At 65.0% G+C, this 22680-nt stretch carries 14 protein-coding genes and 1 pseudogene; 8 read left to right on the plus strand and 7 right to left on the minus strand.

Annotated elements, in window-relative coordinates:
• Window positions 1-48: 48 nt before the first annotated feature.
• Window positions 49-1134 (minus strand): 4-oxalomesaconate tautomerase, encoded by a 1086-nt coding sequence (locus tag ACSQ8Y_RS10160; RefSeq protein ID WP_436266334.1) that lies wholly within the window; start codon window positions 1132-1134, stop codon window positions 49-51.
• Between the two features lie 230 nt (window positions 1135-1364).
• Between ACSQ8Y_RS10160 and dctA the strand changes: the two genes are divergently transcribed.
• Window positions 1365-2726 carry a C4-dicarboxylate transporter DctA gene (dctA, locus tag ACSQ8Y_RS10165; protein ID WP_436266335.1) on the plus strand — a complete coding sequence of 454 codons (1362 nt, stop codon included), beginning with the start codon at window positions 1365-1367 and terminating at the stop codon, window positions 2724-2726.
• A 120-nt stretch (window positions 2727-2846) separates the two neighbouring features.
• Here dctA and ACSQ8Y_RS10170 read toward each other — a convergent pair whose 3' ends face one another.
• A complete protein-coding gene (locus ACSQ8Y_RS10170) occupies window positions 2847-3764 on the minus strand; it encodes a LysR family transcriptional regulator (RefSeq protein WP_436266336.1) in 918 nt (305 codons plus the stop codon).
• 108 nt (window positions 3765-3872) lie between these two features.
• Here ACSQ8Y_RS10170 and ACSQ8Y_RS10175 point away from each other — a divergent pair, with 108 nt between their 5' ends.
• The 5 genes and pseudogenes from ACSQ8Y_RS10175 (at window position 3873) to ACSQ8Y_RS10195 (ending at window position 9218) form a co-directional block, all read left to right on the plus strand.
• Window positions 3873-4736, plus strand: a complete 864-nt coding sequence (locus ACSQ8Y_RS10175; protein ID WP_436266337.1) for an FAS1-like dehydratase domain-containing protein — start codon at window positions 3873-3875, stop codon at window positions 4734-4736.
• Window positions 4733-5913, plus strand: a pseudogene (locus ACSQ8Y_RS10180) (CaiB/BaiF CoA transferase family protein). Before ACSQ8Y_RS10175 ends, ACSQ8Y_RS10180 begins: the two are co-directional and overlap by 4 nt.
• On the plus strand, window positions 5910-6740 hold the full coding sequence (locus ACSQ8Y_RS10185) for an HpcH/HpaI aldolase/citrate lyase family protein (protein WP_436266338.1): 831 nt from the start codon (window positions 5910-5912) through the stop codon (window positions 6738-6740). The pseudogene ACSQ8Y_RS10180 and the gene ACSQ8Y_RS10185 overlap by 4 nt, the downstream one beginning before the upstream one ends.
• Window positions 6741-6780: 40 nt before the next feature.
• Window positions 6781-8145: a 3-carboxy-cis,cis-muconate cycloisomerase gene (gene pcaB, locus ACSQ8Y_RS10190; protein ID WP_436266339.1), complete on the plus strand. Its 1365-nt coding sequence runs from the start codon at window positions 6781-6783 to the stop codon at window positions 8143-8145.
• A 77-nt stretch (window positions 8146-8222) separates the two neighbouring features.
• Window positions 8223-9218, plus strand: coding sequence for a porin (locus ACSQ8Y_RS10195; RefSeq protein ID WP_436266340.1), 996 nt, complete (start codon window positions 8223-8225; stop codon window positions 9216-9218).
• Between the two features lie 26 nt (window positions 9219-9244).
• On the opposite strand, the gene ACSQ8Y_RS10200 is transcribed toward ACSQ8Y_RS10195, so the two are convergent.
• The 3 genes from ACSQ8Y_RS10200 to ACSQ8Y_RS10210 all read right to left on the minus strand — a co-directional run bounded on the left by ACSQ8Y_RS10200 (window position 9245) and on the right by ACSQ8Y_RS10210 (window position 16196).
• Entirely contained in the window at window positions 9245-10609 is a 1365-nt protein-coding gene (locus ACSQ8Y_RS10200; RefSeq protein ID WP_436266341.1) for a glycoside hydrolase family 27 protein, read from the minus strand.
• A 202-nt stretch (window positions 10610-10811) separates the two neighbouring features.
• The gene (locus ACSQ8Y_RS10205; RefSeq protein ID WP_436266342.1) at window positions 10812-11447 is read right to left on the minus strand and encodes an NF038129 family PEP-CTERM protein; all 636 of its coding nucleotides are present in this window, start codon (window positions 11445-11447) and stop codon (window positions 10812-10814) included.
• A 12-nt stretch (window positions 11448-11459) separates the two neighbouring features.
• Window positions 11460-16196, minus strand: a complete 4737-nt coding sequence (locus ACSQ8Y_RS10210) for a discoidin domain-containing protein (protein WP_436266343.1) — start codon at window positions 16194-16196, stop codon at window positions 11460-11462.
• Window positions 16197-16542: 346 nt separating this feature from the next.
• Here ACSQ8Y_RS10210 and ACSQ8Y_RS10215 point away from each other — a divergent pair, with 346 nt between their 5' ends.
• Both ACSQ8Y_RS10215 and ACSQ8Y_RS10220 read left to right on the plus strand, forming a co-directional pair.
• Window positions 16543-17667 (plus strand): glycoside hydrolase family 43 protein, encoded by a 1125-nt coding sequence (locus tag ACSQ8Y_RS10215; RefSeq protein ID WP_436266344.1) that lies wholly within the window; start codon window positions 16543-16545, stop codon window positions 17665-17667.
• A gap of 181 nt (window positions 17668-17848) precedes the next feature.
• Window positions 17849-19921, plus strand: a complete 2073-nt coding sequence (locus ACSQ8Y_RS10220) for a family 43 glycosylhydrolase (RefSeq protein WP_436266345.1) — start codon at window positions 17849-17851, stop codon at window positions 19919-19921.
• Window positions 19922-19999: 78 nt separating this feature from the next.
• Here the strand turns inward: ACSQ8Y_RS10220 and ACSQ8Y_RS10225 are convergent, their stop codons facing one another.
• Together ACSQ8Y_RS10225 and ACSQ8Y_RS10230 are read right to left on the minus strand one after the other, a co-directional pair.
• Window positions 20000-21013, minus strand: coding sequence for a hypothetical protein (locus ACSQ8Y_RS10225; RefSeq protein WP_436266346.1), 1014 nt, complete (start codon window positions 21011-21013; stop codon window positions 20000-20002).
• Window positions 21010-22665 (minus strand): family 43 glycosylhydrolase, encoded by a 1656-nt coding sequence (locus tag ACSQ8Y_RS10230; protein WP_436266347.1) that lies wholly within the window; start codon window positions 22663-22665, stop codon window positions 21010-21012. Before ACSQ8Y_RS10230 ends, ACSQ8Y_RS10225 begins: the two co-directional genes overlap by 4 nt.
• Between the last annotated feature and the right edge of the window lie 15 nt (window positions 22666-22680).

Here is a 22680-nt window from a genome sequence, read left to right on the forward strand (position 1 = left end):
ATGCGGAACTGCCCCCGCATCCCAGGCGGGGAAACCGATAGCAGCGGATCAGGCCGCCTCGGGTAGCGCTTCCTGTGCGCGGACGTAGACCTGGCCACTGAACAGCGGCCGCGCGGTGCGCACGATGCCGGCGCTGAGCACGCTTCCATCCGCCCCGAACTGCACGGTGGCTTCTATCTTGCCGGCCGGATGTTCGATCGCCAGCGCACGCTGCTGCCCCCGCTCGCCAGGGGCCAGCAGCGCCGCGACGCTGCCGGGGATGCAACAGGCCGCCGCGACGCAGGTGGCGCCGGTGGCGGCGTGCGCCGCGTGGCAGTTCCAGGGCACAAAGTAGCGCGAGCTGATGGTGCCGCCGAAGCGTGGCGCACCCAGCAACGCCAGCTTGGGCAGCACCTTGCCGGTGACGTCGCCCATACCCATCAGTACGGCCGCCTTCAGGCGCAACTGCTCCAGCCGCGCCAGCAGCTCGGCGTCGCCGTCCAGGTCGGCCTTGCTTTCGTGGCCGGTCTTGCCGAGCGAGGCGGCGCCGATCAGCACCATGGGCGTGGTGAAGTCGACGCAGGACAAGGGCACGCCGTCGACCACGTCCAGCGCACGGCCGGTGGGCAGCAGCGCGCCGGTCTTGGCGCCGGCCGCGTCGAGGAAGTTGAGCTCGACGCCGGCGCCGGTGCCCGGCACGCCATCGACGCGCACATCGCCCTCGTAGGTCACGCGCCCCTGCGGGGTCTGCACCACCGCCTCGATCACCTTGCCCGTGTTGATGTTGAAGATGCGCACCCTGGTAGCGGGACCGGCCACGCGCACCAGGCCGCGCTCGATGGCGAACGGTGCCACGCCGGCCAGCATGTTGCCGCAGTTGGGACCGGTGTCGACCGTGTGCTCGGTCAGCGACACTTGCGCGAACAGGTATTCGACGTCGATGCCCGGCCTGGAAGAGGCGCCCACGATGACCGCCTTGCTGGTCAGGGTGCTGCCCCCGCCGATGCCATCGATCTGGCGGGCATCGGGCGAACCCATCGCCGCCAGCAGTGTCTGGTCGCGCAGGGCGGGATCGGCAGGCAGGTCGCTGGCGAGGAAGAACGGGCCTTTGGACGTGCCGCCGCGTATCAGCATGCAAGGGATGGAAGTAAGCATAATGGTTCCTGAGACGAGTAAGAGCAATGGACACCATCCTAAAGAAACCGGACCTCGCTGTTAATTGCATTATTTGACGGGATTAATGCAGTATGAACATCAATAATTAATACGTTTTACGCATCAATGGAACGGAATTTTGCACTTTACAGATCAGTGACCGTGCCCGAAACTGCCTTCCATACACCGCAGCGGGCCGCCAGCCCGGGGTGACAATCAAGGAGATGAAAATGAAGAAAACACCGGCAATCCATCGCTCGCTCTACTTCCAGGTGCTGATGGCCGTCGTGGCGGGCATCGTCGTGGGCCATTTCTGGCCGGAGTTCGGCGCAGGGCTCAAGCCGCTGGGCGATGCCTTCGTCAAGCTGATCAAAATGATGATCGCGCCCATCGTGTTCTGCACCATCGCGCTAGGCATTGCCAATATGAGCGACATGAAGGGGGTGGCGAAGACCATGGGCAAGGCCATGGGGCTGTTCTATGCGCTCACCATCATCGCGCTGATGACCGGCCTGGCGGCCGTCTACCTGATCCAGCCCGGCGTGGGCATGAATGTGGATCCTGCCCTGCTGGATCCCGGTGTGGCCGCGAAGTACATGAAGAACGGCGCGCCTGCCGGCTTTGTGCCCTTCCTGATGCACATCATCCCTACCACCTTCTTCGGCGCCTTCGCCGAAGGCGAGGTGCTGCCGGTGCTGCTGCTGGCGATCCTGATGGGCTTCGCTTTGTCGCGCGCCGGGCAGCTGGGCAAGCCCGTGCACGAGGGCATCGAGGCGTTTTCGCACGTGCTCTTCATCGTGTTCGGCTTCCTGATGAAGCTCGCCCCCCTGGCCGCCTTCGGCGCCATGGCGTTCACGGTCGGCAAGTACGGCGTCAAGTCCATCAGTTCGCTGGGCACGCTGATCGGCACCTTCTACGTGGCCTGTTTCTTCTTCGTCTTCATCGTGCTCGGTACGCTGGCGCGGTTGCACGGCTTCAGCCTGTTCAAGGTGCTGCGCTACTTCAAGGACGAGCTGATCGTCGTCCTCGGCACGTCCTCGACCGAGCCGGTGCTGCCGCGCATGCTGCAGAAACTGGAACAGCTCGGCTGCAAGAAAAGCGTCTCCGGGCTGGTGCTGCCGATGGGCTATTCGTTCAACCTGGACGGCACGGCGATCTACCTGACCCTGGCCAGCGTATTCATTGCCCAGGCATGCAATATCCACCTGTCGCTCGGCCAGATCCTGGCCATGCTGGCGGTCATGCTGCTCAGTTCCAAGGGCGCGGCCGGCGTGACCGGCAGCGGCTTCGTGGCGCTGGTCGCGACCCTGACGGTGATGCCCGAGATTCCGGTGGCCGGCGTGGCCCTGATCGTCGGCATCGACCGCTTCATGTCCGAGGCCCGCGCCCTGACCAGCCTGGTCAGCAACGCGGTCGCCAGCGTCGTGGTATCCCTATGGGAGGGCGCTTGCGACCGCACCGTCCTGCAGCGCGAGCTGAACAGCGGTTACGTCGAAGCGGCGCCGGCAGCAATCCCGGCCGCAAAGTCGGCCGCCGAACCGGCCAGCCTGTCGACCGAACAGCAAACCGCCTCCCTGCGGGCCGTGCTTTAGAGTACCTCGAATAACCGCCAATTTGTCATTCCCGCGCAGGCGGGAATCCATACCACGCCTCCAAGCATGCGACATACGGGCTCCCGCCTGCGCGGTAACGATGGATATTTCGAGTCCACTTTAACCTGAGGCCTGGCCGCTTGCGCGGGGCCAGGTTGTCTCGATCAAGTCGTACAATTTGCGCGCGGCCGGCGTCAGTTCCCGGCCGCGGCGCCGTATCAGCCCCACATTCCGTTCCACCTCCGGCTCGACCAGCGCCACCATGGCCAAGGTCGCATGCTCGCCCTGCGGCATGGACAGGCGCGGCACCACCGCCACCCCCAGCCCCGCTTCGACCAGCCCCAGCAGTGTGGACACGTGTTTGGCCTCGAAGCACCAGCTCGGCCGCACGTTGGAGTTCGCCAGCGCCAGATCGACCAGCAGCCGGTTGCCGCTGCTCTTGTCGACCGTCATGAAATCATATTTGGCCAGTTCCGCCCAAGCCACGTGCTTCAGGCCCGCGAGCGGATGGTCGCGGTGGCAGGCCACCACGAAGGGCTCCTTCAAGATCACCTGGAAGTCGATTTCGGGTTCCTGGGTACCGATGATGTTGATGCCGAAGTCCGCTTCGCCGCGCGCCACACTCTCCAGCGCGGCGTTGGCGCTGTCGTCGATGATGCGCACGCGGATGCGCGGGTACTGCTCGTGGAAAGTGCGCAGCACCTTGGGCAGGAAGTAATACACGGCCGACGGCACGCAGGCGATCACCACTTCGCCCAGCTGCGACGCGGCCACGGCATGCATGCTCATCAAAGAATTTTCCAGGTCATTGAGCAGGGTGCGCGCCTTGTGCGAGAAGTCGCGCCCGACCGCCGTCAGGCTGACGCTGCGGGTCGTGCGTTCGAACAGCCGCACGCCCAGGGCCAGCTCCAGCTTCTCCACGCGCCGGCTCAAGGCGGGCTGGGACAGGTGGATCGAATCGGCAGCCGCCCGAAAACTGTTCAACTCGGCCACGGCCACGAAGGCGCGCAGATCGGCCAGATCAAAATTCATGTTCATGACGCATTAATCCTACAGAAATTTGCAATATACAAATCAATACGGTAGCGCGAAACTGGCTCTATTGCAAGCGGCCAAATAGCCGCACCACACCAAAGGAGCAGCACGATGAATCTTGCAGACTGGATCGGCGCCAGCGAGACGGTGACCGACATCCTGGCAGCCACACCCTGCGCCGCGCTGGCGGCGACGCTGGACCGGCCCGCCGAACGCCCGCCTGCGGGCACCGTCCTGCCGCCCCTGTGGCACTGGCTCTACTTCCTGCCGCTGTACCGGCAGTCCGAGGTAGGCGCCGACGGCCACGCGAAGCGCGGCGGCTTCCTGCCGCCGGTGGCGCTGCCGCGCCGCATGTGGGCCGGCAGCCAGTTCACCTTCCATGCGCCGCTGCGCATCGGCGACGCGGTGACGCGCACCTCCACCATCGACAAGGTGACGGAGAAGGAGGGCCGGACCGGCAAGCTGGTGTTCGTCAAGGTACGGCATGAGCTGCGCCGCCAGGGACAAAGCGAGCTCGCACTGACCGAGTTCCACGACATCGTTTACCGCGAAGCGGCGCTGCCGGAAGCGGTAGCGCCGGCCCCCGTCGCCGCTCCGGGCGGCGCGCAGTGGGAACGCCGGGTCATGCCCGACGACGTGCTGCTGTTCCGCTACTCCGCCCTCACCTTCAACGGCCACCGCATCCACTACGACCGCCGCTACGTGACGGGAGTCGAAGGCTACCCTGGCCTCGTGGTGCACGGCCCGCTGGTCGCCACCCTGCTGCTCGACCTGCTGCGCGAGCACATGCCCGACGCGGTCGTGGCAGGCTTCGCGTTCCGCGCCCTGCGTCCGGTATTCGACATTAATCACTTCTTCGTGTGCGGCGAGCGCATGGCGGATGGCCGGATACACCTGTGGGCCCGCGACCACGAAGGCTGGCTGACGATGGACGCCACCGCCACCCTGCGCGACACGGACCGGAGCGCGTCATGAGGCCGCTCGAAGGCATCACCGTCGTCACGCTGGAGCATGCGATCGCCGCGCCGTTCGCCACCCGCCAGCTGGCCGACCTCGGCGCGCGCGTCATCAAGATCGAACGCCCGGGCGTGGGCGACTTTGCGCGCGGATACGACGAGCGGGTGCGCGGCATGGCCTCGCACTTCGTCTGGACCAACCGCTCCAAGGAGAGCCTGACGCTCGACGTCAAGCATCCCGAGGCGCAAACGATACTCCAGCGCCTGATCCTGGAACAGGCCGACGTCCTGGTGCAGAACCTGGCGCCGGGCGCGGCCGCGCGGCTCGGCCTGTCGTACGCGGCGCTGTCCGTGGCGAAGCCGGAGCTGATCGTGTGCGACATCTCCGGATACGGCAACGACGGCCCTACCGCGACAAGAAAGCCTACGACTTGCTGATCCAGAGCGAGGCGGGGTTCGTGTCGGTGACCGGCGGCGCGGACGAGCCGGCCAAGGCAGGCCCCTCGATCGCCGACATTTCCGCCGGCATGTACGCCTATAGCAACATCCTGGCCGCGCTGCTGGAACGCGGCAAGACCGGGCGCGGCCGGCACATCGACATCTCGATGCTCGAGTCGCTGGTCGAGTGGACCAGCTACCCGCTGTACTACGCCTTCGACGGCGCGGCCCCGCCGCCGCGCACCGGCGCCAGCCACGCGACCATCTACCCTTACGGGCCTTTCCCCGCCGGCGACGGCAAGACCGTCATGCTCGGCCTGCAAAACGAACGCGAATGGGCGCTGTTCTGCGACAAGGTGCTGCAGGCGCCCGGGCTCGCCACCGATCCGCGCTTCGCCAGCAATTCGAAACGCAGCGCGGCCCGCAGCGAGCTGCGCGCCCTCATCGTCCAGGCCTTTGCGGGACTGACGGCGGCCCAGGTCGTGGAGCGGCTGGACCAGGCCCAGATCGCCAACGCCAACGTCAACACCATGCACGACGTGTGGGCACATCCGCAGCTGCGCGCGCGCGGCCGCTGGACCGAGGTAGACACCCCGGCCGGCCCTATCCCCGCGCTGCTGCCGCCTGGTTCATGGGATGAACGCCAACCGCGCATGGACCCGGTGCCCGCGCTCGGAGAACACACGGCGGCGCTGCTGGCCGAACTCGGCTACGCCCCTGAGCGCATCGTCCAACTCCGCAGCGAGCAAGCCATATGAGCGCCGGCTTCACGCCCTCCCCGCGCAGCTATCTATTCGTGCCGGGTAACCGCCCCGAGCGCTTCGGCAAGGCCTTCGACGCTGGCGCCGACGCCGTCGTCGTCGACCTCGAGGATGCGGTGGCGCCGGACCAGAAAGACGCAGCGCGTGCGGCGCTGTCGGCCTGGCGCGCCGCCGGCCACGGGCACGGCGCGCGGCTGGTGGTGCGCATCAACGACGACGCCAGCCCCTGGTTCGCGCGCGACCTGGACATGGTGCGCACGCTCGGCGCCTGCGAAGTGATGCTGCCCAAGGCCGAGTCGGCGCCCCAGCTGGAACGGCTGGCCGCAGCCCTGCCTCCGGGCACGGGCGTGATCGCGCTGGTCGAGTCCGCCCGCGGCGTGCTCCAGGCGGAAGCCGTGGCGGCCGCCGCCGGCGTGACGCGCCTCGCTTTCGGCACGATCGACTATGCGCTCGACCTCGGCCTGGACGACGATCCGCGCGGCCTGCTGTATCCGGCCAGCCGCATCGCCCTCGCCTCGCGCGCGGCAGGGCTGCCATCGCCTGTCGCCGGCGTCACGGCCGGCTTCGACGACGACGCCGCGCTGCACGCCGATTTCGCCCTGGCTCGCGCCAGCGGCTTCGGCGCCAAATTGTGCATCCACCCGCGCCAGGTCGGCGTGGTGCACGCGATGCTGGCGCCCAGCGCCGAACAACTCGACTGGGCGGCACGCGTCGCCGCTGCCGCCCAGGCCGGCGGCGGCGGAGCGGTCCAGGTCGACGGAAAAATGGTCGACCGCCCGGTGCTGCTCCGTGCGCACGCCATCCTGGCCAGACGCACTGCGTGACCGGCCCACGCACTTTTATAAACCTATCAGGAGAATCGTGATGCCCGCAACTATAGTGGACTCGGCAATTTTTGGAGACATCTTCAGTACCGCCGCGATGCGGCAAATCTGGTCGGACGAGAACCGTACCCGGAAATACCTCGACATCGAGGCCGCGCTGGCCCGGGTCCAGGGCCGGCTGGGCATCATTCCGCAAGAGGCGGCCGATGAAATCGTGCGCAACTGCGTGCTCGACAAGATCGACATGGCCAAGCTGGCGGAACAGACCAAGCGCATCGGCTACCCCATCCTGGGCGTGGTCTCCCAGATCAACGCCCTGTGCCGCGACAAGCTGGGCGAATACTGCCACTGGGGCGCGACCACGCAAGACATCACCGACACCGCCACGGTGCTGCAGATGCGCGAGGCGCTGGAGCTCGTCGACGGCGAACTGGCCGCCATCTCGGCCGCCATGGCAGCCCTGGCCGAGCGCCACCGCGACACCCCGATGATAGGACGCAGCAACCTGCAGCAAGCCGTTCCGATCACCTTCGGCTACAAGGTCGCCGGCCTGCTGAGCGCGGTCGAACGCCACCGCGAGCGGCTGCAACAGCTGCGCCCGCGCGTGCTGGTGGGCGAGTTCGCGGGCGCCTCGGGCACGCTGGCCTCGCTCGCCCATGGCGGCCTGGAGACGCAGGCCGGCCTGATGCAGGAGCTCGGGCTGGGCCAGCCGGACATCGCCTGGCACACCATACGCGACAACATCGCCGAGGCCGGTTGCTTCCTGGGCCTGGTCACCGGCACGCTCGGCAAGTTTTCGACCGATGTCAAGCTGATGATGCAGACCGAGGTGGGCGAGGTGTACGAGCCCTTCGCCCACGGGCGCGGTTCGAGCAGCACCATGCCGCAAAAGCGCAATCCCATTTCGTCCTGCTACATCCACGCCTGCGTCAGCGTGGTGCGCCAGCATGTGGCGGCCCTGCTGGACGCCAACGTGGCCGACCACGAGCGTTCGACCGGGCCGTGGGAAATCGAGTGGATCGTGCTGCCGGAAATGTTCTGCCTGACCGCCGGCGCCCTGGCCCAGTCGCGCTTCGTGCTCGAGGGCCTGGAGGTGGACCCGGCCCGGATGCGCGCCAATCTCGACCTGACCAAGGGCCTGGTGGTGTCCGAGGCCGTGATGATGGGGCTGGGGCCGTATCTGGGACGGGAATACGCGCACGACCTGGTCTACGACATCTGCCGCGTCGCCATCAAGGAGGACCGTCCCCTGCTCGACCTGCTGGCCGAGAATCAGGAAATCTCCAAGCACCTCGACCGGCCCGCACTGGCAGCACTCTGCGACCCCGGCAATTACCTTGGCCTGTCCGGCGAAATGGTCGACCGGGTACTGCGCAGCAGAGCCAGGCGCGCGGCCGCGGCCTGAACGCCCCCACCGCATCACCACTAGCATCATCAGGCGGCCATTTGGCCGCCCTGTCCATAACGAGAAAGAGACATGCAATGAACAAATCCCTCTTGACCCTGGCATTGACGGCCCTGGTTTCGGCAAGCGCGCTGGCGCAGAGCAAGGTCACGGTGTACGGCGTGGTCGACGCCGGCCTGGTGCGCGAGAGCGGCGCCCCGACCGGCGCCGTCAGCAATCTCAGCAGCGGCATCGCCTCCGGTTCGCGCCTGGGCTTCAAAGGCAAGGAGGACCTCGGCGGCGGCATGACGGCGGTGTTCCTGCTTGAAAACGGCTTCAACGCCGACACCGGCGCCGCCGGGCAAAGCGGCCTGCTGTTCGGACGCCAGGCCTTCGTGGGCCTTACCGGACAGTTCGGCGCCGTCACCCTGGGGCGCCAGTATTCGCCCTATTACAAGGCCCTGCGCGACGTGGGCGACCCGTTCGGCGCTGTCAGCCTGGCCGGCCGCGCCGGCAATCTGCTCGCCACCAATACCCGCACCGACAACATGGTGGAGTACCTCAGTCCCGCGTATGCCGGCATGCGCGCCGACCTCGCCTACGGCGCCGGCGAAATGGCGGGCGACAGCGCAAAGAACCGCTCGCTCAGTGGATCATTGGGCTATGCGGGCGGACCGCTGAGCGTGCAGCTGGCCTACCACCGGACCGACAACGCAACGGCGACCGACGCCACCCGGAACGCTCTGCTGGCGGCCAATTACAACGCCGGCTGGATCACCGCCTATTTGTCGTACGCGGTCAACAAGGGAACCGGCACGGCCCGCAGCAACGATCTGGTCGCCGGCGTGGCCATCCCCGTAGGCGAGAACAAGGTCCTGCTGTCCCACGTGCGCCATGACGACCGCGCCGCCGCGAACAGGGACGCGGCCCAGTGGGGTATCGCCTACCTCGTTCCGCTGTCGAAGCGCACCGACATCTATGCCGCGTACGCCGCCATCGACAACCGCAACGGCGCCACATTCAAGGTGGGCAACGCCACCGACAAGGGCAGCGGCGACCGGGCATTCAATCTCGGCGTCCGCCACAACTTCTAACGACCACACATTGCGAGCGAAGGCGGTCACGCCACCAGGCGCAACAGCAGCGAACCGTGGGGAGCCAAGGTTTGGCGTACGCCCCCGCTCGCCGGCGCAAGGTCCCGGCGCTGCCACAGGTCGCGCAGAGCCACGGTTTTACCGCCCAGGTTAAGGCGCGACAGGTCGAACGCAATCTCCACCGGCGCATCCTCGGTATTGAACAGCGCCAGGTAATGGACCGCCTGGGTGCCGTTCGCCCGCGCACTCCAGATGCGCGTGCCCGCATCCGCGCGGTGCGGATGGTTCTGATGGCTCTTCTGATTGACCGCGATGACTTCCGGGTTGGTCAGCAAGGCCAGCGTGGCGGCGTCCAGCTTGCGCAGGTCGCCGCCCATGATGAGCGGCGAGCGCGCGATAGTCCACAGCGTCATCAGCGTCTGCTGCTCGTCCGGCGTGAATTTCGTGTCCCGATCGCCCATCGCGAGGCGGCCAAGGGGCAGCATGTCGGCATCCGGCCAGGCGTTGGGCGCCATGGTGGGGTTCCAGTTTTCAAGGCGCTGGAACTGCTCCTTGAGCAGTTTCCATTCGTCCCAGAAATCGTCAGAGATGCGCCACATCTGCGCGTAGTGCGGCACATGGCTGGCCCATTTGAGATCGGTCTCTCCGGGCGACAAGCTGAGCGTCATGGCGCGGCCGGATGCCTGGATGGCTTTATGCGCCGCTTCGATCTGGCGCCAGTTCTTGTCGTAGGGACGAGACATGTCATCCATCTTGATGAAGTCGACGCCCCACGACGCATACAGCTTGAAAATCGAATTGTAGTATTCCTGCGCGCCCGGCTTGCTCATGTCGACGCCGTACATGTCGCCGTTCCAGTCGCAGATCGAACTGGTGTCGGCGATATCCTGCGCGCGCAAGCCCGTGCCCAGGATGGGCGTATTCATCCGCACCGCCTGGCGCGGAATGCCGCGCATGATGTGGATACCGAATTTCATGCCCATGCGATGAATCTGATCGGCGAGGGCTTTGAATCCCAGGCCCTTGGCGGCGGACGGGAACCTGTTCGGCGCCGGCAGCAGGCGGCCGTACTCGTCCATCGTCAATACGGCGTCCTTGCGGTACTCGTAGCCGGTGGCATTCGGCTCATACCACTGGATGTCGACCGTGAATATGTCATAGCCCGACGGCAGCAGCTTCTGCGCCATGATGCGCGCGTTGTCGAGCACCTGCGCCTCGGTGATGGTGGTGGCGAACGAGTTCCAGCTGTTCCAGCCCATCGGGGGCGTGGGGGCCAGTGGCATCTTGCCGGCGGTTTTAGGTGTTGCGGCAAGCGCTGCGCCAGGCAGGGTGGCGGCAGCGGCAGTGGCCATGGCGGTGGCAAGGAGGTGGCGGCGAGGCAGGTTGGTCATGGGATTTCTATAGGAGACTGGTATTTAAAGGGACATATTTCCGTACGGGCAGGATAGCGCGGCCTGCGAGCCTGATCGATTGCGAATTTCACCAATCCTGCCACAAAAATGCTCAACGTAAAAATGCTGCCATGGCCGGTCAAGGCCATGGCAGCATCAACGGATAGGCGGCTGCACGCTACGTCAGCGCGCAGCGCCCTCCTCAGCCAGCCCGGCGCCGCGCCAACGCGAACGCCGCGAGGCCGATACCGAACAACAGGCACTGGCCCGGTTCCGGGACCACGGTCACGTTCGGGGCGGCGACGCCAAAGCCGATCTGCCCGTCCGTGCCCTCCGTCAGCGCGGGCGTCCAGGCGAACGCCGCCAGGGCGCCGGTCACGGGATTGTAGTTGCCGAGCGGCGTGAAGCCGTCGCTGCCGAAGGCCGACACGACGAATTTCGAGACGTAGCTCGAGACCGGATCGATCTCGCCGGCGAAGGCGAGATCGAAGGACAGCAAGCCGCCGAAATCGACGGACTGGAACAGGTCATTCGACTCGTGGTTGCTGAACTGCCAGCCACCGGCCACCGCTGTCAGGCCCCAGGACTCGACATAAGGCGCGCTCTGGAATCCGGCGAAGTTGGTCACCGTCGCCGTCTCCAGCGCCACGTTGTCGCTGGTGCTGAAGTTCATATCGACGAAGCCGCTGCTGGTGCCGAAGGACGCGGTGTCTATCGTCACGTGGATCACCCCGGCCGACGCCGGACCGCAGCCCGCCGCCAGCGCCAGGGCCAGCGCGCTGCGGGTCAGGAAAGAAGCAAGTTTGTGTTTAACATTGTTACTAACATCGTTACGCATGATGCATCTTCCTTATAAGGAGCCGCGGAGCAGCTGCGTCGTGTAAGTGACGAGGGCCCGGTTGGGATTCGAGAACGTGAGGTTGACAGTCACCGACGCGCCGGCCGCGAGCGGATTGGCGAGCGCGACATACGGCGCGCCGCTGGCATCCGTTCCCGTGGCGTTGTCGAGTACCAGACCGTTGCTCAGGCCGTTCAACTTGAGCTTCATCGAACCGGTCAGCGTGGTGCCGGTGATGTTGGTCACCGTGACGGCGCCCACATACTTGCCGGTGGCGCGGTTCAGGGTCGCGCCCTGCTGCGTCATCTTCACGCTGGCGCTCACGTCCAGTGGCGCGACGTTCACGGTCAGCGAGCGAGCCTGCTCCGTGTTGCCGGCCCAGTCCACGCTCCAGTACACCAGCGAGTGGCTGCCTTCCGTGTTGAACGCGATAGCCTTGCCGGTCTGCTGGGCGCCGCCATCGACCGTATAGTAGGTGGCCTGCACGCCCGAATCCGCATCCGTCGCGGACAAGGTCACGGTCGTTCCCAGGCTGACGGTGCCGCCGGGCGCGTTGTCCTGCGTCGCAGGCGCCGTAGTATCCGCGCCGTGCAGCGAACCGTGCAGCCGCACTTCCGCCATATTGCCGCACCAGCTGGCACCGTTGAAGATGCGGATGTAGCGATACGGTACGGGGCTGGTGACCGCAAAGGTCTGCCAATCCTTCGTGTCGGCGCCAAGGCCGGTGATGTTGACCCACGCCGAATTGTCGTTCGAGCCCTGGAACACGATGTATTTCGCACGGGCGGTCTGGTCCTGGCGCGCCAGCAGTTCGACACTGGACAGGTTGACCTGGTTACCGGACTTGAAGTCGAAGGTGATGTAGCTGCCGGTACAGCTATTGCTGCTGCCGATGCGGAAGTCCGAGGCAGAAGTGATATTGCTGTCGAACAGTGTGTCAACGGTGGACTTGGTCGTCGCGGCGCTGCGGTTCAGGGTCGAATCGATCAAGGTCGCCACGGTCGAGATGTTGCGGATCAGGTCAGACTCGTCCACCACATAGGCTCCGCTGCCGTCCGTCGTGGCCGTGGCTGGATAGCCGCTCGAACCGTCTTGCAGCTTGTAGTTGACGGCGAAGTTCACCTTGCCCGCCGTCACGCCTTGAGGCAAGGTTGCGGTGGCCGTGAAGTGGATGTTGTCCGCCGTGGTGACCGTGGCCGCCAGGCCCTGGATCGTGGCCGTCACGTCGTTGATGGCCGTCTTGGCCGTGAACGTCATCGTCACGGTGTTGCCCGCAACAACACGCTTGTTCAGCGAACTCGTGGCGCTGAGCGACTGCGCCGAGGTCATCGACACCGTGGAGATCTGTGCGGACGACTTGACGATACCGTGCAGGCGCAGTTCCGCCATATTGCCGTACCAGGCGTTGCCGTTGATAACACGCAGATAGCGATACGGCGTGGCGTTCTTGACCGCCAGCGTTTGCCATTCCACAGTGTTGCCCGCCGCATTGGTGATCGTCTCCCAGCTCGCATTGTCATTCGAGCCTTGCACGACGGCGCCGTTGATGCGGCCCGGCTGGTCCTGGCGGGCGATGATCTCGACGCGCGACAGGTTCACGGTGCCGCCGCCGCGGAAGTCGAATTCCACCCAGCTGCCGTTGCCGCTACCGTTGAGGCGGTAATCGGTGGCCGAGGACAGGTTGCTGTCGAACAGCAGATTCGCGGTCGTGATCGCGTCGGCTACGTTGCGGCCGGCCGAATCGGTCACTGCGGCAAGCGTGGTCACGTTGTTGATCTGATTGCTCACGTCGGCCAGGGTCACCCAGCTGCTGTCCGTCGTGAAGATGGTCGGTTCGGCGTCCACGCCGGCGGCCGTCTTATAGTTCAGCAGGAAGCCCACCTTGCCGGTCGGCGCCGTGGCGTTGGCCACCCAGCTCGCGGTCCAGTTCAGGTTGTCCGTCGTGGTCACCGTCGCGGGCTGGCCCTGGATGGTGACGTTGACGTTGTTGATCGCTTCGGTCGTCACAAACTTCAGCTTGACCGTATTGCCCGGGATGACGCGTTTTTGCAGCGCCTGGTCCGAGCTCATGCTCACCGACGACACCTTGTTCACGGTCTCGTAGCGGGTACCGAAGATGTGGAACTCGCTCATCTCCAGCAGGGCGCTCGACGGCTCGATCATGGCGATCTTGAAGAAGCGGTAGCGCTGGTTTTTCAGCTCGTCGGAGACGGGCAGGTTCTGCATGTCTTCCGTCACCGTGGTCAGGCCCGGCGTGAGGCGGGTCCAGTTCGCCTTGTCGTTGGAAGCGTACACCGTGGTGCCGCCGATGCGTTCGGGGAAGCTGGTACGCACTTGCAGGCCGAAGGATTCTGCCGCCACCTTGAAGTTGGGTCCGAAGTCCAGGGTGTAGGTCTGATTCTCGGCCAGGTAGTAACCGACGAAACTGTCCGGATTGTTATCCAGCGCATTGGGAACCTGCGTGCCGAAGGTGGAGGCCACCAGCATATTGGTGTAGTTCAGGCTGCCGTCGCTGATCACCGGCGTCAGCAGTTGCAGGCCTTCCACGGCCGACCTCAGCGTTGCCAGCTTCTGGAAGTACACGGCGTCGGTCGCGCTCGAGATCACGCCCTGCATGTCGTTGTAGGCGGCATTGTAGGTGTCCAGCGTCGATGTGACATACAGCAGGCTCGGCTTATACGCCGCGATCAGGAGGTTGACCGTCGCCTGGCGGTCCGCGCCGACGAGCACGGTGAAGCGCTTGCTCGTCACGGTCGTGCCATCCTTCGCCGATACGACGAAGTTGTAGGTGCCAGCCTGGGTCGGCGACCACGAGAACGCGCCCGTGCTGGTGTTGAAGCTGGCGCCCGCCGGCAGGTTGTCGATCTGGTAGCTCAGCGTCGCGCTCGCGTTGCTGTCGGTCGCGGCGAAGCTGGCGGTCACGGCCTGGCCTGCGCCTGCGTAGCTATAGGCGGTCAAGTCGGTATTGCCGCCCGTGAACGTGGGCAGGCTGAGGCTGCCGCCGTTGACGTTGACGTGGTCGAAGTCCACCGTCGTGCCGGCGCCCTTGATCGTCACTTCCAGGTAGTCCAGCATAGACCCGGGGTAATTGACGTACATCCACTGGCCACCGGTGTCCGGCAGCGCGAACGAGGTGTAGAAGGCTTCCATGGTGGCGATGCCATTCGTGCGGATCTTCATACCAAGGCTGCTCGTGCCGTAGCCATTGCCGTAGAGGGCGAACTTGCTGCCAGCCTCGGTGGCCGTGGTCGAGATGTAGGTAGCAGTCCCGTCCGTCTTGACGACGGAATTGGCGTCCAGCGGCGTGTAGCGGAATTCGGCTTCGCGATATGGATCAGTGGGCAGCTTGGCCAGGTATTTGCTGCCCTCGCTGGCTGCGGCAGCCGGGATGAATATCCAGAAGTCGCCGCCGCCGTCAACGCCATCCCAGTTATAGCCGCCGCGATTGGCGAAGAAGCGCGTGTAATTAGGGGCGAACTGCTCCATGTTCATGCCGCGGGTGTACTGGTAGTAGTAGAACGTTTCCCAGGTGTTCTGGCCCACGCGGCCGCGGTAGTAGCCCGACACCCCGCGGTATACGACGGTCGGGTTGCCGCTGGCGTCGGTGTGCGACGCGGTCGGGATCCACGGAATCTCGTAGCCCTGCATGTAGGTGCCGAACAGTTCGGCCGCCTGCAGGATGCGGTCACCCAGGAATTCGTAAGGGCCGACAGCATTGGGCTCCGTGGAGACGGTGCCTGCCACCGGATCGACCTTGGTGCCCTGCCCCATCATCAGGCGCGACAGGATTTGCGCGTTGGTGACGTCGCCGGCACCATGGGCCTGGTCGCGCCCCATTTCGACGTGCTGAACCGCGGGCGTCACGTCCTCGCCCGTCATATCGTTCTTGGTCACCAGGCGGAACAATTGCTTGATGGAGCCGGTCTGCCCTTGGTCCACCGCGTCTTTGTTGACGGTGAACCATTCGACGGACTTCTCGTATAAGGCACTGTTTCCGGTAAAGATGGCACCGGACATCGCAGCTATGGTCGTATAGAGATGCTGGTTCATGAAACGGCAATTGCAACTGTTGAAGGTCTCGACGACCGGCACGACCAGATTGGCCGTGAAGTTCGTCGAGTCCTCGTCGGTCCATGCCAGAGCAGGCGTCTGCGTGCTGGAGTAGCGCAAGATTTCCGCCGCGCTCACCATCCGGCTCAGTGGAATGCCGGTGTGAATGTGCGAATCGGTGAAATACGCGTATTGCGCCGGATCCATTTGCGCGTACAGGCGGATGATGCGCATGGCGTTGGCGCGATAGGTCTCGTCGCCTGTCACGTAATACACGATGGCCTGGGCATATGCCGTGTTCGCATCCTGGATGAACACGCCATTTATCCCCTGCGACGAGAGGCCGTAATAGCGCGGCTTCGACGGATCGGAGCCGGCGTTCTTGATCGACGGCGTCTTCGAGGCGGCGCCGGACAACAGCATGTTATTGAAATAGGTGGTCCAGGGTTCTTGCTGCGCCCGCACCTGGGCCCTCATGTTGTCAAGAATGTCCTTGGTGAATCCCATGCCGGGATGCTTGAAGCCGCTCGCATCGATCGTCTCGCTGATCGTCGGCTGGTAACTGGTGGCCAGGGTTTGTATCGTGTCCGCCGCATAGGCGACGCGCGCCGGCACGGTGGCAAGCGCCGTGACAACGGCCGCCGACATGGCTATGTGGACAACCCGCCTGAGCGACATGTCCAATCTCTGTATTCTCATCTTTGTCTCCTCCCTTTTATGAACTACCCCGGTGTCAATTCGACATCGTTTGTTTTTTATATTTAAAGCACACTCACACTCAAAAAAAACCGCACTGCAGCATGAATACTCAGCACACAACCAGACTGTTATCGATACCAAATACTAGTCCATTGATGTGTGCCTGTCTACGCTTTTTTCGCAGTCCTGTTTCGCGCGGGGCCATGCCGTGATGGGCGCCCGGGCGCCGCCGCAGGGCCAGCCGAAGCTCAATTGTGTGTTGCATACAACAAGCAAACTAACTACCATCAACTGTCGTTCCGCATCGTCAAAGCTGTCGATGTGTCCAACTTACTTAAGAACAATTATGAAAACACCTATTTTCCTGACTTTGGCGATAGGCCTGCTATGCGCGGGGCCTGCCTTGGCGCAAACGGACAAGGCGTTTGAACCAGGCGCGGTCTGGCCGGACGACAAAGGCGTCCATATTAACGCGCATGGCGGCGGCATCCTTGAGCACGCGGGTGTCTATTATTGGTTCGGCGAGCACAAGACCGAAGGCGGCGCCGGCAACCTCGCCCAGGTCGGCGTGCATGTGTACAGTTCGCGCAACCTCACCGACTGGCGCGACGAGGGCATCGCGCTCGCGGTTGCGGACGATCCGCTGAGCGATATCGTCAAAGGCTCCGTCATCGAACGGCCGAAGGTCATCTACAACCCCGGGACGCGCAAGTTCGTCATGTGGTTCCACCTGGAGTTAAAGGGGCAAGGTTACAGTGCGGCGCGTTCGGGTGTGGCAGTGGCCGACAAGGTGACCGGGCCCTATGTTTACCAAACTTCGTTCCGCCCCAATGCCGGCGCCTGGCCCATCCATCTCGCCGAGGATCAGAAAGATCCTGCCACGAGCGTGATCGCGCGCGACCATAAAACCGGGCAGATGGCGCGCGACATGACCCTGTTCGTGGATGATGACGGTGCCGCCTACCACCTGTACGCGTCGGAAGAGAACCACACACTGCACATCTCGCGCCTGAGCCCGGACTTCCAGCGTCCCGCCGGCGAATACGCGCGCATGATGCCGTTCGCCGACGACGAGGCGCCGGCCATCTTCAAGCGCGAAGGCAGCTACTACCTGGTGACTTCAGGACTGAGCGGGTGGGCGCCGAACGCGGCCAGGTCCTACGTGGCCAGCCACATCTACGGACCATGGACGGCGCTGGGCAATCCGGTGCGCGGCACGCCGGAGCAAGCCAAGATCACCTTCGGCGGACAATCGACCCATGCCATGACGCTCAAGCGCAAAGGCTGTGAGCGGCAGATTCTCATGCTGGACATATGGCGCCCCAAGAATGCCATCGACGGACGCTATGCCTGGTTGCCTGTGGAATGGGAAGCCGGCAAACCGGTTGTGCGCTGGCGCGAGCGCTGGACCCTGGCCGATCTGGATGCGCTGCCGTGCCACAGCGCTGCAACACCGGAGGCTACGCCCTGATTGATTGGAACGGGCGTACAGTGCATGTCCTGAATTTTGTAAATCGCATTGATGAATTTTGTAATGGTTGCCGGGGATTCGGAGTGGCACGATAGATGCCGCAGCCCGCAGGGGGCGGCTCTGTCTCGCGGGAACGATGCGCCCCCCTGAGCTAGCATGCTGCGCAATCATTGGAGAAGACATGCTTAAGAACGCCCTGGCCGCCGCGGTCGCGCTGGCCCTGCTTGCCAGCGCCCACGCCGCACCGGCCACCCGCGCCGCTCCCGCCCCGTCCACCTGGACGCCCGACAACGGCAACGGCACCTTTACCAACCCCATCTTCTACGACGAGTTCTCCGACCCCGACCTCATCCGCGTAGGCGAGTGGTTCTACCTGACCGGCACCACGATGCATTCGATGCCGGGCCTGCCCGTGCTGCGCTCGAAGGACCTCGTCAACTGGGAATTCCTGTCCTACGCGGCCGAGCGGCTCGACTTCGGGCCCGCATTCCGGCTGGAGGACGGCAAGGACATCTACGGCCAGGGCATCTGGGCCCCCAGCCTGCGCTACCGCAACGGCACCTTCTACATCTTCAGCAACGTCAACGGGCGCGGCACGCAGGTCTATTCGGCCACCGACCCGCGCGGGCCGTGGAAGCACCACGAGATGAAGCGCGGCCTGCACGACCTGTCCGTGCTGTTCGACGACGACGGCCGCACCTGGGTCGTGTGGGACCACCAGGACATGCACCTGGCCCAGCTGAACGACGACCTGACCGACATCGTGCCCGGCACCGAGAAGATCCTGTTCGCAAAAGACGCCGGCATGGGCGAAGGCGCGCACTTCTACAAGATCGACGGCAAGTACTACATCATCTCCGCCAACTACATGGGCGGGTTCCGCACGCCGGCCGCGCGCGCCGACCGCGTCGACGGACCCTATGAAGTCAACCAGACCATCAGCCAGGACGAGGACTTCGGCGCCCTGCCCGCGAACGGCTTCGGGGGCGGCCGGAAAAACTTCTCCATCAACATGGCGAACCCCACCGCCAAGCACCGGGCCACCTTGCACCAGGGCGGCATCGTGCTGACCCCGGCCGGGGAGTGGTGGGGCTTCTCGATGATGGACTCGAACTCCGTCGGCCGCCTGCTGGGCATTTCCCCGGTCACGTGGAAGGACGGCTGGCCGTGGTTTGGCCTGCCGGGCAACCTGACCCGCACGCCGCGCACCTGGACCAAGCCCAAGACGGCCACGCCGCAGCCTGTGCGCGTGCCGTTCGAGCGCAGCGACGATTTCGCCGGCGCCACGCTCAAGCCCATCTGGGAGTGGAACCATGCGCCGGTCGGCGGCAAGTGGTCGCTGACCGAGCGCCCCGGCTTCCTGCGCCTGCACACGCTGCCTGCAACGTCGTTCTGGGACGCGCGCAACACCCTCACGCAGCGCGCCATCGGCCCGCAATCGACGCCCACCGTCAGCCTGGACGTCGCCGGCCTGCAGGTGGGCGACGTCGCGGGTCTCGGCCTGCAGAACTTGCCGTACGCGGCCCTGGGCGTGGAACGCACGGCCGACGGCCTGCGCCTGGCGCTGGTGGACCAGAACCGCGGCACGACGGTGCACGCGGCGCTCGACCTGAAGCTTGGCGCTGCCCAGCGCGTATGGCTGCGGGCCGACTGCAGCTTCTTCACCGAGCAGGCGCGCTTTTCCTACTCGACCGACGGCCGCCATTTCGTGCCGGTCGGCGAACCCTTCACGATGGTATACCAGACGATCACCTTCCAGGGCATACGCTACGGCCTGTTCGGCTACAACACGGCGCAGCGCGAAGGCGGCTGGGTCGATGTGGACGCGGTCGACGTGGCCCAGCCCTACCCGCGCGGCCTGATGCGCCCCATCCCGTACGGGCGCGCGGTGCAGTTCACCTCGTTCAAGCGCGACGACGGCCTGCATGGCGACAGTGCGGGCCTGGCCCGCGGCGTGCCGACTTCGTTCAAGGTGCGCGACATGGGACTGGGGCGGGCCGCGCTCGGCGTGGGCTCGCGCTGGCTGAGCGTGGACGGCGCTGGCAAGGTGGAACTGCGGGCCGGGCGTCCCGCTGCGGCCCAGAGCTTCCAGTGGATCGAGACGCCGACGGGCGAACTGGCGCTGCTCTCGCTCGCCACGCACCGCTACCTGCGCATCGACCCGGCCACGGGGACGATCACGGCCGACAGCCCCGGCCCCGTCCCCGACGGCAGTGACGGGGTGCGCCTGGTGTGGCGCACGGCCGGGAACTGAGAACCCGGCCCCTGAACCATGCGGCGCATGGGTTGCGCGGCGGCGCACCGCCGCCCACGCGAGAACGGCAGGTATTCGCTATGGGGACGGGGCGTGGAGCTGGAACGACAAATCCGCGTCGCGATCGACGAGCAGCTTGCCGTCCTTGTAGACCAGCTCCGCGACCTGGATGACCGTGCGCTGGTTCCAGCGTGGATCCGTGGCCGCTTCGGCCTCATTCTGCTGGTGCACAAAATAGTAGATGAACGCGCGGTCGCCATCGACGACGACGTCCGCGTGCTGCCCCTTGTGCCGGTCGGTCGCCTTCCGGCCCGGCGCGCCGAGGATGTAGCCAGGCAGTTCCGTCCAGTTGAGCGCATCGTCGGAACGCAGCACCATCAAGCCCTTCCACACGTCGGCGATCAGCCAGTAGTGTCCCTTGAAGCGGAACACTTTCGCGCCCTCGCCCTTGGTGGGATTGACCGGCTGGTCGCTGACCTTGGTCCAGGTGCGCAAGTCCTTGCTGTCGGCCGCCAGGATACGGCTGCCGGCACGTTCGTCCTTGTACCACATGCGGTAGCCCTGCCCCAGTTTCACAACGGTCGGATCTATCATGCGCCCCGTGTCCAGCTTCACCGTACCCGCGCATTCCCACTTGGACAAGTCGGTGCTGGTCAGATGCTCGATGCGCCCTTCCGCCCCTTTTACACCCCAGCGATGGAATATGCCGGGCACGATGGTGAGCCACATGTGATAGGTGCCGTCTTCGTAAAACACGTCCGGTGCCCAGAGCGTCGCGTCCGTGCATGCCTTCGGAAAATCCGCCGTTCCCTGGTACTGCCATTTCACGCCGTCCCTGGAGGTGGCGATGCCGATAGCCGTGCCATGCACCCATTCGACGTCATCCGGATCGGGCAGTTTCATCATCGCCCGGCGATTCGTGTAGAACATCTTCCACAGCTTCGCAGCGCGGTCGTAGATAATCGAAACGTCGGCCGCGCCGTCGAACACAGGGTCGCGGTACAGCGGCTTGGGCGCGATGTCGGCGGCGTTCGCCCAGCTTGGAACAGCAAGGCTTACCGCGATGGCGAGGGTAGACAGTAGCGACTTCATTTGATCTCCGTATGTGGGTCAGCACCGATGACGTAGCTCACCGCGTCGACATCGACGTAGCCCTGCTCCGCAACGGGATTGAAGGTGAACAGACCGGCGCGGCTGCCCCGGTAGGCGCCCCAGGTCAACTGGAAGTCGGCCAGCACAGGCAGGAACTGCTTGCCGTCGGCACTGACGGACAAGGTGGTTCTGCCGTCCATTCCCCAGCTCGACCGCAGCCAGATCGCGTCCTGCGGCCAGGGCTGCAGGCGGGTATAGCTGCCGTCGCGCGAGACTTCCACGTAACGCTGGCCATCCATCATCACGATGCCGGCCGACGCCGTGGACTCGGCCGAATTCCTGGATCGGGGCTGTGCCGTAAAGTGGGCCAGGCCGGTATGCTGGCCGTCGGCCATCCCCTTCAGTTCAAGCCGCGCGACGAAGGACTGGCCGCTGCCGCGCACCACGCGCTGCGTCAGCACGTTGCCGACCTTGAGCAGGTTGCCGCCATCCAGCCCGGCAAAGCCATGCAGGCGCATGAAGCCGGGACGGGCCGACATCGACCACTTGTCCATCCGTGGCTGGTAGTTCCATTCCCATACAGGCGCGAGTGGCCCTGCGTTGAATTCGTCGCTCCCCTGCGGGAACTGGCGCGGCGTACCCAAGGCCGGCATGGCGCCCTCCCAGACCATGGTGCCGATGCCGGCGGCGTCGGGCTGTCCTATCACCGGCCAGCCGTCGATCCAGTGGACCGGCAGCAGGCTGGCGCCGCGCCCTTCCCAGCTGCCATCGCCATGGTGGGTGAAGAAATACCAGTTCTTGTCCGGACCCTGGACGATGCCGCCCTGGTTCGGCTGTCTGGCGGCCAGGTCGGCATGCATGAGCTGGCGCTTGTCGGACCAGGGTCCGCGTATGGACGGCGCGCGCCGCATCATCATCACGCGGGTGTCGCCCTGCACTTCGCTGAAAAAGTGATAGTAGATGCCGTTGAACTTGTACAGCTTGTTGGCTTCGCTGCCCTTGGACTGGTAGATCACCCGGTCCGATTCGGGTATCAGCGTTTTGTTGTCCGCGCTCATCTCCCACAAGTGGATCTTGTAGCCGTCCTTGAAGTTGGTGCCGATGAAATAGCCCTTGCCGTCGTCATCCCAAAACGGTGCGCAGTCGTCCCACCCGGCTGCGGGCAGCATGCGGTGCAGCGGGGCCCACGGGCCTTCGGGGCGTTCCGCGCTGGTCATGAAGTAGCCTTCTTCCGGGGTGCCGAAGTAGATCCAGTAGCGGCCAGCATGGTGGCGGATGGCGCCGGCCCAGACGCCCCTGCCGTAACGGTTCATCCGGTCCCAGTTCAGTTCTGGGGAAACCTGGGTCAGGTCGGGCACCGCGTGGCCGACGGTCTTCCAGTTGACCAGGTCGCGGGATTGCAATATCGCCATCCCCGGCGAAAACTGGAAGGTCGATGAGATCGCGTAGTAGTCGTCGCCGACTCGGATCGCGTCCAGATCGCTGTAGTCGGCCGGGAGGACGGGATTGCGGTAGCGGCCGTTACCAAGGTCGCCCCACTGCGCCCGGCCGCCCCAGGCGCCCTCCGCCCCGGCCTGGCAATGGCCGGCCGGCGCCGCGGCGGCAGCCAGGATGGCGGAAAGTACAAGCGGGTATCGCCAGCGGAAGGTCATGTCAGTGTTTCCAAA

It is taken from the genome of Pseudoduganella sp. LjRoot289 (assembly GCF_964252925.1).
Classification (GTDB): Bacteria; Pseudomonadota; Gammaproteobacteria; order Burkholderiales; family Burkholderiaceae_D; genus Rugamonas.

Excerpts from the sequence above, each read along its gene's own strand:
- ACSQ8Y_RS10210 (WP_436266343.1), bottom strand. The coding sequence starts at position 16,196 with ATGAGAATACAGAGATTGGACATGTCGCTCAGGCGGGTTGTCCACATA.
- ACSQ8Y_RS10160 (WP_436266334.1), bottom strand. The coding sequence starts at position 1,134 with ATGCTTACTTCCATCCCTTGCATGCTGATACGCGGCGGCACGTCCAAA.
- ACSQ8Y_RS10175 (WP_436266337.1), top strand. The coding sequence starts at position 3,873 with ATGAATCTTGCAGACTGGATCGGCGCCAGCGAGACGGTGACCGACATC.
- ACSQ8Y_RS10220 (WP_436266345.1), top strand. The coding sequence starts at position 17,849 with ATGCTTAAGAACGCCCTGGCCGCCGCGGTCGCGCTGGCCCTGCTTGCC.
- ACSQ8Y_RS10215 (WP_436266344.1), top strand. The coding sequence starts at position 16,543 with ATGAAAACACCTATTTTCCTGACTTTGGCGATAGGCCTGCTATGCGCG.
- ACSQ8Y_RS10225 (WP_436266346.1), bottom strand. The coding sequence starts at position 21,013 with ATGAAGTCGCTACTGTCTACCCTCGCCATCGCGGTAAGCCTTGCTGTT.
- ACSQ8Y_RS10205 (WP_436266342.1), bottom strand. The coding sequence starts at position 11,447 with ATGCGTAACGATGTTAGTAACAATGTTAAACACAAACTTGCTTCTTTC.
- ACSQ8Y_RS10170 (WP_436266336.1), bottom strand. The coding sequence starts at position 3,764 with ATGAACATGAATTTTGATCTGGCCGATCTGCGCGCCTTCGTGGCCGTG.
- ACSQ8Y_RS10185 (WP_436266338.1), top strand. The coding sequence starts at position 5,910 with ATGAGCGCCGGCTTCACGCCCTCCCCGCGCAGCTATCTATTCGTGCCG.
- dctA (WP_436266335.1), top strand. The coding sequence starts at position 1,365 with ATGAAGAAAACACCGGCAATCCATCGCTCGCTCTACTTCCAGGTGCTG.
- ACSQ8Y_RS10195 (WP_436266340.1), top strand. The coding sequence starts at position 8,223 with ATGAACAAATCCCTCTTGACCCTGGCATTGACGGCCCTGGTTTCGGCA.
- ACSQ8Y_RS10230 (WP_436266347.1), bottom strand. The coding sequence starts at position 22,665 with ATGACCTTCCGCTGGCGATACCCGCTTGTACTTTCCGCCATCCTGGCT.
- ACSQ8Y_RS10200 (WP_436266341.1), bottom strand. The coding sequence starts at position 10,609 with ATGACCAACCTGCCTCGCCGCCACCTCCTTGCCACCGCCATGGCCACT.
- pcaB (WP_436266339.1), top strand. The coding sequence starts at position 6,781 with ATGCCCGCAACTATAGTGGACTCGGCAATTTTTGGAGACATCTTCAGT.